Source organism: Peribacillus sp. NPDC056705 (assembly GCF_043656335.1).
This window is the reverse complement of sequence record NZ_JBHTYI010000008.1, coordinates 51,726-64,276: the sequence shown is the minus strand read 5'-3', so window position 1 is coordinate 64,276 and position 12,551 is coordinate 51,726. Positions and strand designations below refer to the sequence as shown.

Annotated in this window: 14 protein-coding genes; 3 read left to right on the top strand and 11 right to left on the bottom strand. The window is 37.1% G+C overall.

Features of this window, described 5'->3' with window-relative positions; translation table 11 throughout:
• Positions 1-191 precede the first annotated feature (191 nt).
• Entirely contained in the window at positions 192-899 is a 708-nt protein-coding gene (locus ACFRAK_RS12820; RefSeq protein ID WP_387595348.1) for a cytochrome c biogenesis protein CcdA, read from the bottom strand.
• A 245-nt stretch (positions 900-1,144) separates the two neighbouring features.
• On the opposite strand from ACFRAK_RS12820, the gene ACFRAK_RS12815 reads away from it, so the two are divergent.
• From ACFRAK_RS12815 to ACFRAK_RS12805, 3 genes are all read left to right on the top strand, one after another.
• Positions 1,145-1,318 carry a Spo0E family sporulation regulatory protein-aspartic acid phosphatase gene (locus ACFRAK_RS12815; protein ID WP_387595346.1) on the top strand — a complete coding sequence of 58 codons (174 nt, stop codon included), beginning with the start codon at positions 1,145-1,147 and terminating at the stop codon, positions 1,316-1,318.
• Between the two features lie 765 nt (positions 1,319-2,083).
• Complete coding sequence (locus ACFRAK_RS12810) at positions 2,084-2,824, top strand: polysaccharide deacetylase family protein (RefSeq protein WP_387596045.1); 741 nt, start codon at positions 2,084-2,086, stop codon at positions 2,822-2,824.
• A gap of 152 nt (positions 2,825-2,976) precedes the next feature.
• Positions 2,977-3,375 (top strand): DoxX family protein, encoded by a 399-nt coding sequence (locus ACFRAK_RS12805; RefSeq protein WP_260287488.1) that lies wholly within the window; start codon positions 2,977-2,979, stop codon positions 3,373-3,375.
• 1,011 nt (positions 3,376-4,386) lie between these two features.
• Here the strand turns inward: ACFRAK_RS12805 and ACFRAK_RS12800 are convergent.
• From ACFRAK_RS12800 to yneA, 10 genes are all read right to left on the bottom strand, one after another.
• Positions 4,387-5,508: an NADH-dependent flavin oxidoreductase gene (locus tag ACFRAK_RS12800; RefSeq protein ID WP_394571822.1), complete on the bottom strand. Its 1,122-nt coding sequence runs from the start codon at positions 5,506-5,508 to the stop codon at positions 4,387-4,389.
• A gap of 91 nt (positions 5,509-5,599) precedes the next feature.
• Positions 5,600-5,914, bottom strand: a complete 315-nt coding sequence (trxA, locus tag ACFRAK_RS12795; RefSeq protein ID WP_098372925.1) for a thioredoxin — start codon at positions 5,912-5,914, stop codon at positions 5,600-5,602.
• Between the two features lie 47 nt (positions 5,915-5,961).
• Positions 5,962-6,348 carry an IDEAL domain-containing protein gene (locus ACFRAK_RS12790; protein ID WP_387707777.1) on the bottom strand — a complete coding sequence of 129 codons (387 nt, stop codon included), beginning with the start codon at positions 6,346-6,348 and terminating at the stop codon, positions 5,962-5,964.
• Between the two features lie 100 nt (positions 6,349-6,448).
• Positions 6,449-6,868 (bottom strand): RrF2 family transcriptional regulator, encoded by a 420-nt coding sequence (locus tag ACFRAK_RS12785; RefSeq protein ID WP_098372923.1) that lies wholly within the window; start codon positions 6,866-6,868, stop codon positions 6,449-6,451.
• A gap of 1,015 nt (positions 6,869-7,883) precedes the next feature.
• Positions 7,884-8,099 (bottom strand): YneF family protein, encoded by a 216-nt coding sequence (locus ACFRAK_RS12780; protein WP_034312934.1) that lies wholly within the window; start codon positions 8,097-8,099, stop codon positions 7,884-7,886.
• Between the two features lie 84 nt (positions 8,100-8,183).
• Entirely contained in the window at positions 8,184-8,624 is a 441-nt protein-coding gene (gene sirA, locus ACFRAK_RS12775; protein WP_192204348.1) for a sporulation inhibitor of replication protein SirA, read from the bottom strand.
• 287 nt (positions 8,625-8,911) lie between these two features.
• Positions 8,912-10,915 (bottom strand): transketolase, encoded by a 2,004-nt coding sequence (gene tkt / locus ACFRAK_RS12770; RefSeq protein WP_394571821.1) that lies wholly within the window; start codon positions 10,913-10,915, stop codon positions 8,912-8,914.
• A gap of 235 nt (positions 10,916-11,150) precedes the next feature.
• Positions 11,151-11,384 carry a DUF896 domain-containing protein gene (locus tag ACFRAK_RS12765; protein WP_076368840.1) on the bottom strand — a complete coding sequence of 78 codons (234 nt, stop codon included), beginning with the start codon at positions 11,382-11,384 and terminating at the stop codon, positions 11,151-11,153.
• Between the two features lie 65 nt (positions 11,385-11,449).
• Positions 11,450-12,106, bottom strand: coding sequence for a YneB family resolvase-like protein (locus ACFRAK_RS12760; RefSeq protein ID WP_141995055.1), 657 nt, complete (start codon positions 12,104-12,106; stop codon positions 11,450-11,452).
• Positions 12,107-12,125: 19 nt separating this feature from the next.
• Positions 12,126-12,437, bottom strand: coding sequence for a cell division suppressor protein YneA (gene yneA / locus ACFRAK_RS12755; RefSeq protein ID WP_076368838.1), 312 nt, complete (start codon positions 12,435-12,437; stop codon positions 12,126-12,128).
• Between the last annotated feature and the right edge of the window lie 114 nt (positions 12,438-12,551).

Below are 12,551 nucleotides of genomic sequence, written 5' to 3'. Positions count from 1 at the left end.
CTGCATGTCCTGCTTTAGGTAAAATATTTGAAAGTATCATTCTCATAAACTTTGCATCTTCAACGAATAATATTCGGGCGAAAGCCTCTCTTTCTGATCGTTTAAACAGAAAAAAATTAAAAAATCACATCATAAAACCTAATTAAAGACAAACCATTTTGAATTTTATTGAAAAAATAGCTTATTATGGACTAAAATCCGGTAAAGCCACCGAATAGTCTAGACAGGACTGCGATTATTTTGGTCATCCAATCAAAAAACAAAACCACACCCATTACAATCATTAAATATCCGCCAATCTTCATGATGTATTGGCTGTACTTTTTGATCCATGTCAATTTTCCGACAAAGAAGGATAATATGAAAAACGGTATGGCAAATCCTAAAATATAGGCAGTCATATAGCTCATGGCCGCACTAGGATTAGTTGCACCCAGTGAAATGACAGCACCTAATAGCGGACCTGCACAAGGGGTCCATCCAGCCGCAAAGGCAAGTCCGATAAGAACGGAACCTATATATCCGCTAGGTCGGTTCTTAAATTCAAAACGACTGTCTTTCATCAAAGATTTCGGTTGAAAGATTCCTACAATGAATAAACCAAAAATGATAATCAGGATGGCCCCAATCTGACGAATTAATTCTTTATAATTCGAGAAAAAAGAACCTAGGTATGATGTGCTAAACCCTATTGCAATAAAAACCAGGGAGAACCCCAGGAGGAAGAATAAAGTATGCATCATGCTTCTTTTTTGGAGCATGGCGTTCTCGGATTTGATTTCACCAACACTCATACCAGTGATATAAGATAAAAAGGCCGGATATAGCGGTAAGCAGCATGGCGAAATAAAGCTCAGAAATCCCGCACCAAAAGCTAAAAAAATATTAATATCATCCAAATAAGCTCACTCCTATGTATGGCAACCTATAAACATTGTAACAAATAAGATAAAAAAATACATTTATGGAACTGTGAATATTTCATGACAACCAAATGCTTATAACTGGATGGGGCTCGGGATAAGTTAACTTATTTGAATTCATTAATCCAAGCCGATATAATTGTTATATTCATACATATTTTACAACGAACACATAAATTAAGGGTACCTTAAAAAAATGTTGGGGCCAGAAAGGAAAGATAATGGCTAAAAAGAATGAATTTCTCGAACAAATTGAATTAAAGAGAAATGAACTTATCAAGATTGTCGCTAAAGATGGTTTAAACTCGCATATTGCCGTTGAATATAGCCAGCAACTTGATCAATTATTAAATAAATATAATGAACTTTTTTATAAAACAGGTACAGATTTTTAACTCAGTTCATCTCCATTGATAACCACATATATTATTATATGAATTATTTTGCTGTCAATCTCCCTATTTTACATTCATTCTCAATTTGAATACTTAGGCATGACCTTTGCTATATAAAAAACAGGCAAGTGCTATGTGTGCTGCCTGTTTTCCTGTTTTATCATTTAAAATAATGCATATGTATCATGTTCCAATATCAACATCGGATGTCGGTGAATAGTTTGTCACAACAAGAACAATAGGAGATCCAGGCGTCCGGAACAGTAATCACAAGACTCCCTACCCCAAAGGCACCTGGTGTATGTGGATATGACCTCCATTTGGCTGCATAACATAAACACCTCATATGAGCTATTCTCATTACTTAATACAGGTTCTCACGAGGATTGCAAAAAGAATCGTTGCAAATGATTTGCCAACGAATTTATGAAGAGATGGAATTACTGACATAGATAATCAGGTCATACTGGATCCTAAGGTATCCTATATGAATTAAAATGGAGTTTCAGCCTAATGTAAATTACACTGTTGAAAAGGGAGAGCTTAAATTGAATACCACCAATAAAGGGTACAATCAAATTGTGAATGTTCATTATTTTAAATAACTTTAAGTAATAAGCAGTTTTAAACCTTTTCATATTCCGCCTATAATCAACAATTAAACAATCCGTTATTCTTGGCCGAGCCTTAATAAATATTATCGAACTACATATACTATGTCCTATATACATGTACAGGGGGGGCATCCGTTTGAAGAATTTAATTATGACTTTAGCCGTTTTCATCCTTTTTTTATCATTTGACACTCCAATTATTCATGCCATTACTTCAAGCCGAGAGGTATATGAAAAAACAGGTAATGTTGTTTGGGAGGGCAATACAAAAGAAAAAATCGTAGCCATAACTTTCGACGACGGACCACATCCTTCGTATACACCTCAAATCCTCGATATATTGGCTAAATATAATGCCAAAGCTACCTTTTTTGTTTCTGGTAATAAAGTGAAAAGAAACCCTGGCATTTTAATAAGAGAAATAAAAGAAGGTCATGAAATTGCAAATCACACCTATCATCATTATTATGATAAAAATATGACCGCTGAGTTATTATCTACTGAATTAGATAAAACAGATAAAGTGATTTGGGATATTGCCAAATACAAACCTACGCTATATCGTCCTGTAGGTGGACTTTATAACGATATAATCATCAATACAGCTGTAAAAAAAGGATATAAGGTTGTACTGTGGTCCTGGCATCAAGATCCCCAAGACTGGAAAAGACCTGCTCCAAATAAAATTTCCAATCATATCATTAAGTCGTTACGAGCTGGCGATATCATTCTCCTGCACGATTGGAGCGACCGTCCCCAAACGGTAAAGGCGTTAGAATCGACATTGGATTATTTATATTTAAACGGCTATGAATGCGTTACGGTGTCTGATTTATTGATTCGTTCCAATGTGAGCTCACCCGATTTTTTCAGAACCTTCCCTGTTGAATGAGCCTTAAAAGTTAAATTTATGTTTGACAAATCTCTCAAAAAGTATTATCTTTAATTAAAGATAAATCAATTCGAGATAATATCCCTATTTTTTAATATGAATCTCGAATTAAAGATATCTAAATTAAAAATAAATTTATGGAGGAATCATAGATGATTGGTATAGGTTTATTAGTTATACGTGTGGTAATCGGATTATCGTTTGTTGGACATGGAGCTCAAAAATTATTTGGATGGTTTGGCGGACATGGCTTGAAAGGCACTGGAGGCTGGTTTGATTCGATTGGCATGAAGCCAGGAGTTACCATGGCCCTATTTGCAGGTCTATCAGAGCTTATTGGCGGAGCCTTATTTGCTTTAGGTCTCCTTACACCCTTTGCAGGTATATTAATTGCACTTACAATGCTTGTTGCGATCGTTAAAGTCCATGGAGCAAATGGCTACTGGGCAACTCAAAATGGTTATGAATATAATCTTGCCGTTCTTGCAGTGGCGATTGGCGTTGCGTTAACCGGAGCTGGCCCATACTCACTTGACTCCTTCCTATTTTAAGGAAAGCTTCGGTTTTATACTCTCTACATTATGAAAAACACGGTGTTGGATAAAACCACTCCGTGTTTTTTCTTATTCTTTAGAAAAAACCAGGACATATTTTCTCAAGATCCTAATCTTTGGTACGTCCGAATGTATAAGGGTCAGACTTTCAACAAGTGATTTTCGTCTCTTACAGTTTTTTTGTCTTCTATCCTTTCTTGAAATTTATCCGGATTGGAAAAATGAAGATCTACCGAATATTTTTCAACATTCCCGACATAGTGAAGCCCCTCTTGAAAATGTGCCTGATGGCTATACCAGTTCCTTCATTAAACGAAAAGGCTATCGCAATCGATTATAAACCTAAAAATGGAAGGGAAAACTTTTCATTGTATAAAGTTATTAAATTTACCATTTTGATTAGTATATTTTTTTTCCGGATGGCAGTATACATTATTTTTTTAATATACTTCTACTTTGGTTCCCATTTTGTATTCAATCTTCCCTCTATAATACGAGAGAAAAAGACAAAAAAATAATCTAACATATAAAGACCTCGTCGTATAGATGAACTGGGCCCCAATTTACAGACAAAATAAAAACACTGCTTAAGAAGCAAATAAGTGTCGCGGTATTGTCATTTTCTTAAGCCCCTTTGGCTCTTCTGGGCGTGGAGGCCTTCCTAAGTTAGTCCTCTAAAGCTTTGATTCTGTAGGGGGGGTTGTCCTCCTTCCTTTTCCTAGCGTTCCTTAAAGAAAGCCCCTTTTCCCGCCAAAATTTCCGAATGTATGTGCCGTTGAGACCTAATGGCTGGTCATTGAAAATCCGTAAGCGAAACAACTTGGCTTTTCAAAGGATTGAATTTGAAAAACTACTATAAATGATCATCCATAAACATAAAAACCCCGGACTAAGGAACACTTTTATATGTGCGTCCGTTGTCAGGGGGTTATTTTTCCAAGTATATTCATTCCATGGTTTTGAAAATCCATTATGCATTTTTTATTTCAGTAATATATGTGCGTCTATTTATTCAATCCCTGGAAACCATCCTGGAGAGTGGATAATCGCTTGCCATAATGGGTCTGGAATATCAAGTTGCTGCTGATTATCCTTGTTTATTTTTGTCACGATCTCTGCTTCCCTGCCTTGTTCCACTTTTTGTACCCATTCAGGATCGATAATAATTTCACGGCCTAATGCGATTAACGGAACACCTGATTGCAGTGCTTTGATCGCATCATCCGCTGTATAGATGGAACCAACACCAATGATCGGTACTTGATCTCCTATACGTTCTTTTATAATTTCTATCCGAGGTCTGTCAACCTCGGCTCCCCTTCTTGCTTTCGACCAGAAATCCATTAATGAAACATGAAGATAATCAAGATCTTTTGTTACAAGTCCATCAATTAATGCAAGAGTATCATCCATGGTGATTCCTGGTGTTTCTGGCTCCTCCGGTGAAAAACGATATCCTACGATGAACGGATCCTTGGCATGTTCAGCAACAGCCTTTCTCACTTCATCCACTACCGCTAATGGAAAAGTCAGACGCTTTTCAAGGGTACCGCCCCACTTGTCTTCACGCCGGTTCGAATGAGGCGAAAAGAATTGCTGTAGCAAGTAACCATTTGCACCGTGAATCTCTACACCGTCAAATCCCGCTTCAATGGCACGTCGGGTAGTTTCACCGAAGTCGAGAATGATCGATTCTATTTCCTTTGCAGATAGTGGACGCGGAACTGCTTTCCCTTCGCCTTCCGATGGGATATTGCTTGCACTGACAACATCGCCATTTACTAATTCCGGTGGCACCTCGCGTCCGCCATGAAAAATCTGAAGAATTGCCTTTGCACCTTTCGCTTTAATCGCTGATGCCAAACGACTTAGACTAGGTATCAATTCATCCTGATCTCCGCCAAATTCCCCATGAAAACCTTTGCCATTAGCAGTCACGTAAGTACATGCCGTTATAACCATGCCGACCCCGCTTGACCTACGTTCATAATAGTTTACTTCGGCGTCGGTTACAGTCCCGTCAGGATTAGAAGAGAAATTTGTCATAGGCGCCATCACCAATCGATTTTTCACTTCTAATTTCTTTCCTAAATTGAACGATTCAAATAATGGTGTATATTTAGAATTCATTTAGTCATCCTCCATTTAGTTACCCACCATGTTGGCAGGTATAAGTCCTTAATTCACAATACACATCCGCATATTATGATAATTATTAGGGTCATGCATGTTTTGTGATTAATGCCGAAATGGCTTCTTTTGGCTGGAAGCCAATAGCTTGATCTACCTTTTCTCCATCTTTGAATAGAATTAGAGCTGGAATTCCCATCACTCCATATTCGCTTGTCGTATCTGAATTTTCATCCACATTAAGTTTTACGATTTTAACCCGATCACCCATTTCCACATCAATTTCATTAAGCACTGGGGCAATCATTTTACACGGACCGCACCACGGTGCCCAAAAATCAACCAATACTAAACCTTCCTTGATTTCACTAGCAAAATTATCATCTGTTACATGTTCTATTGTCATGATCATTTCCTCCTTGTATTATCCCAAATATTTATAGTCTTTACTCTTCATCTATTTACATCAAGTTTAGCGATTCTATTTCCCGGGATAAGGAACTCTGAATTCCTGGCATTTATTTTAGGATGGATTTTGATGGATTCCAATTTACCGGATAACTCCATAAACCATGTTTCATCTTTAGAAAGTAGCGCTAAATCAATTAGGGCCAAAAGATGATTTTCGTTACTGATTTCTAGATCCGGCAGTTTTTCAGTCCATTTACATGGAATCCAAATCGATTTCCCAACCGCTTTTTCATTGTCACTTTCCACCACATTCACTTTAACGATTTCTCGATTATCACTTACCGTTTCAATGAAACCATGGATAAGTTCCCCATCTCTTGATTTTCCCTGTACCCAATCCCCATTTTTGAACTGATCGTTTTCAACCATTTCCTTAACACCCCTTTTATGTTCAGTTGATATTTAAACTATAGTTATTAACTGTAATAATAAAATATACATTTATTGCAAAGAAAAAACTAAATCAATATCACGGACATTGTTTAATTTTTTCCAAAAAAGTGCTGAGAGTTATATCTTCTAAATATTTTTCAAAATATAATTCAGCTTCATCGAATATTTGATTCATGACTATCTGGGTATTGGAAGATATGACACATTTTTTCTCCGGATCACCTGTACACCACTTTGGTTTCAAAGTCCCATGTGAAACAGTTATATAAATATCTGCCAAACTTACCTCTTCAGGGTTACAGTCTAGAATATAGCCTCCGCCAACACCTTCTTTAGTTTTTACAAATCCTTTTTTTCTTAAGCAGCTCATCATCTTTCGAATCCTTGCCGGGTTTGTACAAACGTTTTCTGCGATGGACTCGCTGCTAGCCATATGATCTGGTAGATAAGCTAAATAGACCAAACTATGGACAGCTATTGTAAAATCACTATTCACTTTCGCATCCTCCTTAAGAAGATTACTGTAATAATAATATTTACAGTTGATAAAGTCAAGTCAAAAAACTCAACCGCTTCCCCAACTATTTTGATTAATGAAATCCCCCAAAGGATAGAGGTGATTTTTAGCGAGATATCTCATTGTTGAGAAAGATTCAATGCTATATATGCCGATATTAGATTAACCTGGATTGCTCACTTTTATCCCGAGGATATAACCATATAATCACCCATTAACACAAAAGAAATTAAATGCCCCTATACCAAGCCCCTCAGATGATATTATCGTAAATGTTACAATTTCAGCCATTTGCGGTTGGGATTTTACAAAAGATTCCAAATAAACCGATGGAGGCTGTGGAGGAAGTTGGTCCTGGTGTATATATTCCATAATAAAAAATAAGCACTCGACCAATTCAGGTTAATTGCTTTTCTTTTTATAAGGTTCATTCAACTCAAAAACACCCGATTACTTGGATGCTAACCATTAATCTATATATTAACTGACTCTCTATTGGCTAAGTGCCTAAATAAAAAGATTAATAGAAAAAATTTTTATTTTTTACGTTTACATTTAGATTCCTATTTGTTGTCTTTACATTCACTTTTGGATTCAAATGTATGTTCACATAAAAGAATCCATACCTTACAAGTTTCCTCGAAGCGTTTTTTGACAAAATCATTTATCATATTAACAACCTCCTTGATACTGTATATACATCTTTAGATAGAAGGTGTGGACAAGTATTGTTTTTAGTTTAGGTTTTTACCTTCAAAATAAAAAAGCCCTCACATAACGAGGAGGACTTTCCTTTCAATTCCAAAACAAAAACCACCTTTACTGAATCATTCATTCAGAAAAAGTGGCTTAAGAAACATAAATGAAAGATAAAACAAAATCTTAAATAAAATCGGTGGAAAAGTTCAGTCTAAATGGATAACCATTTCGATATTATATAAAATTATGCATCCAATCTTCCAAGAACATTGATATATCAAGGTTTCATGCTATCTTATTTTGTTTGTTGTTTATTCATGGCGCTCATCATTTGATTAATTTTCTTTTGGGATGGTTTCATACCCATTTGCATCATCATCATTTTCAACATCTGTTCGTTAATTGGCGGATTTTTCTTTAAGTAATCCATCATGTATTTACGAGCGATGAAAAATCCCAGCACTACTCCAGCAATCAATGCCAGTACGCCAACTAGAATGTAAACCCACATACTATTTCCTCCTTCATGTTGTCTAACATCAGTGTACTAGACCAAAGGTTATTATACAATACCCGCTACCGAAAAGTCCCCCATTTAGACAAATTTTCTTTCTTTTATCGGTTTTAACCAACCGTATTTTTCATGTTCAAAATCAATTGCCAGAAAACTCGCTTCATATTTTCGAATACTTTCAAAGAAAGCGGTCTCCGCTTCATAATCTCCTTCAGCCTTAAGAGTAATGGACTCATTTTGAATGATTAAAACGGCTTTACTTGTTCCATTTGTTTTTTCTAAATAGTATTTTCCATTTTGAGTCCAATAATTCATCTTTTTTTGCAAACGTTGTTCAATAGCTACCTGCAACTGGTATATCGGGACTGTTTTGGTGACATATTCGATTTGTTTTTGCAAAATACTCTTCAGTCTGCCCCTTGCTTGAATATACTCCAAAAACAAATTGAAAAATAGCTTTTCTCTTCCATAATAATGATGGGCAAATTCATCTTCGATTAAATAAATTTGATAGGTTCTCATCAGCCAATGCCTCCTAGCTCTCCCATTTTGATCACGAAAACAACTAACCACCAGGATCCTCTCCACTATTGATGACTTTCCCCTTTAACTGACACAATTAAACGAAATTTATTTATTCTCATTATATATTGACAAACTAAAAAGATATGTTGTTTACTGGAGAAATTTTCTTCTTTTTTTGTCGAATGGAAGATTTCCTTTCGAATAGGAACACATTCAATATAAAATAGGATTGTTTTTGGTAAAAAAACTGACACCAATCCATTTGGTGTCAGTTCCCATTACTATTATTTAAGCATTTCCTTAACTCGAGCAACTACATTTTCTACAGTAAAACCGAATTCCTCCATGATTTTACCGCCAGGTGCAGAAGCTCCAAAATGATTGATGGCCAATATTTCACCCTCATCACCTGCATAACGATCCCAGCCAAATGGTGAAGCCACTTCGATAGCTAGACGTTTTTTCACTGCCGGATTTATTACGCTTTGTTTATATTCTTTAGATTGAGTTTCAAATCGATCCCATGATGGCATACTGATTACCGAAACATCAATTCCTTCGTTCGCTAAAGCTTTCTGTGCTTCCACAGCCAAGTTCACTTCGGAACCAGTCGCAAGAAGTAATGCATCAGCTACTTCTTTCTTAGAAGCAGAGATGATGTAAGCACCTTTTGAAACACCTTCATACGCAGTTTCGGAAGTGTCTTTTATTGTTGGCAATCCTTGACGAGTCAGTACAAGAGCAGTTGGTTTATTTGTAGACTCCATTGCCACTTTCCAGGCTGCTGCCGTTTCATTGCCATCAGCTGGACGTATTACCCCTAGGTTAGGCATTGCACGCAATGATGCTAATTGTTCGATTGGCTCATGAGTCGGTCCGTCTTCCCCTACAGCAATGCTGTCATGAGTGAACACATAGTTTACCGGCAGTCCCATTAGTGCTGCCATTCTTATGGCTGGACGCAGATAATCAGAGAATACAAAGAATGTTCCTCCGTATACTTTTAAACCACCATGAAGTGCCATTCCATTTAAAGCCGCACCCATAGCGAATTCACGTACACCGAACCATATATTACGCCCACTGTAATTACCAGGTAATAAATCTGTCTCACCTTTAATGGCAGTATTATTCGATCCAGCTAAATCTGCAGAACCCCCAATGAAGCTAGGTACCTTTTTGGCAATTGCATTTAGTACTTCCCCACTTGAAGCACGGGAAGCTAATGTCTTACCTTCTTCATAGACCGGAATTTCCTGATCCCATTCAGCAGGCAGTTCACCTTTGATGGCAAGCTCCAATTGCTCTGCTAACTCAGGGTGAGCTTCTTTGTAATTTTTAAACAATTCATTCCAAGCTTCTTCTTTTTGAGCGCCTGCATCAACAACAGCTTCATTGAAGTGTGAATACACTTCCTCAGGAACGTGGAAGTCCTCTTCGAATGTCCATTTATATGCTTCTTTTGTCAATTTCAGCTCATCTGCACCAAGCGGAGCTCCGTGAACAGCAGATTTACCTGAACGGTTTGGTGAACCGTAACCAATAACCGTTTTCACTTCGATTAATGTTGGGCGTGCATCGTCAGTTTTCGCTTCTTCAATCGCTTTAGCGATTTCCTGAAGATCGTTCCCATCCTCAACGCGGATATATTGCCATCCATAAGATTTGAACCGGGCTGCTACGCTTTCACTAAATGATTGACTTAAGTCTCCGTCAAGTGAAATATCATTAGAATCATATAAAACAACAAGTCTTCCGAGTTGTAGATGTCCAGCTAATGAAGCTGCTTCTGCAGAAACACCTTCCATTAAATCCCCATCTCCACAAATGCTATATGTATAATGATCGACCACATTATAAGAATCGCGGTTATAGCTTTCTGCCAAGTGACGTTCTGCCATTGCCATTCCGACTGCCATTGCGATACCTTGTCCAAGCGGCCCAGTAGTTGCATCTACACCAGCCGTATGTCCGTATTCAGGATGTCCTGGGGTTTTACTGCCCCATTGGCGGAAGCTTTTCAAATCATCGATAGATAAGCCATAGCCCGATAGATGAAGAAGGCTGTATAACAGCATAGACCCATGACCAGCAGAAAGAACAAAGCGGTCTCTATTAAACCATTCTGGATTTTTCGGGTTATGGTTCATATATTCGGTCCATAGTTTATACGCCATCGGCGCTGCACCCATTGGCATACCTGGATGGCCAGAATTAGCCTTTTCAATTGCATCAATCGATAATGTACGAATCGTATTAATAGAAAGTGCATCTAATTTATCTAACATATCGTAAAAACATCCCTTCCTGTAATGTACCTCTTTATATTATATTGACAAGCTTAATATCACAACTAAAATCACTATTTACTGCCCCAATATTACAATTTTCTAGAAATAAGAGAAGCCCCCTATTTAGATTAAACTAAATAGGAGAATACATACATGAATGCACTCTCTTTTTACTCCTAAATGCTAATAGAATCTTCAAATGGAATGTTCCATCAGAAGAATCCAAGCATTATTAATGTAAGTTTCTTTTTTCTTTTATATTTTTTATCTTTTGAGGAGTGACATCATTACCTTCTGGATCGACGACTTTCACATGCTCCAACGTATTGGTCATGGACTTTCTGAATGTTTCCAAATACTCACTTCTCAATTGGGTTTGCTCTTTCGCCTCAACTTCCGTCAAACCTTCAGCCTTTGCCTTTTTAGAAAGTTCATTAATACGGGCTAATTTTTCTTTTGATAACATAATTTCGCTCCTTCATAATCTGCGGATATTGTCATGGTATTAAAAAAATAGCGAAATTACAAGTTCTATGATTGACTTTCCAGTGTATTCAATTGATGTTCGAGAAAACGCCTATTCACTGTAGCCTTAGAAACATTGTATCCAAAGCCCCTCAAAGTTGCTGCGATCTCTGCAAATGTCAATCCATTGGCCCGAAGCTTAATAATTTCTTCTATAGGAATCTCCTTACGGTCCCTTCCGGTGGAATTCCTTTGATTCTGAAGATTTTTTTGAGGACGATACCCTTTTTCAACGGCCCTTATCATCCCGCGCTTTATTTTTAGATTATGTAGTTTCCTTTGATATTCTTCTACAATTCCGACAATCTGGATGACCATCGCATCCGAATCCGATAGCTCAAGTTCGCCATCGTGTGAGAGCGTATAAATTTTCACATCTTCTTTAAGGATGACATGGAAAAGGGCTATTTTGGCATTCCCTCTTCCCAGCCTCGTTTCGTCCTGGATTAATAGTACTTCAGCTTCTTTGGTTTTAAATAGTTCGAGCATGTCAAAAATGCCATCCCTATTTAACTCATAACCACTAGCCTGTTCTTTTATTATGGAAATGACTTCAACATCCATCTTTTCTGCCAATTTGACTAATTCATCTTCCTGCCTTGCCAATGATGTTTCCTGTGACTCTTTTTCTGTGCTGACCCTACAATAGATTACCGCTTTCATAATACCCTACCTTCACTGCTTACTGCTCACTGGCCAAATTCTGGACAAGTTCTTCCCCTTTAACCGGTATGACGATGACTTGACCGGGTTTAATCGAATCTGCCCTTACTCCATTATGCTCTTCTATCCAACCAATGAATTCTTTTTTTGTCAAATTTGCTTCTTCATATTCTTCGGCAATTCCCCATAGGGTGTCACCTTCACTTACTTCTATAGAAAGGAAATCATTTTTTTGATCATTGTTCAATGTACAAGAGAATAAAATTGAAAAGATAAATACTGATCCCGCTAATAGAATCGTATAAATATAATTTTTGTATAATTTTTTCATAAATATCCCTCCAAAGCGAATGTTCGTTCGTATGTTATGACCAAATTATAATACGAACGTTTGTTTCAGTCAACAACAAAATTCGAACTTATGTTTGTATAGAGTTGGGGGCCA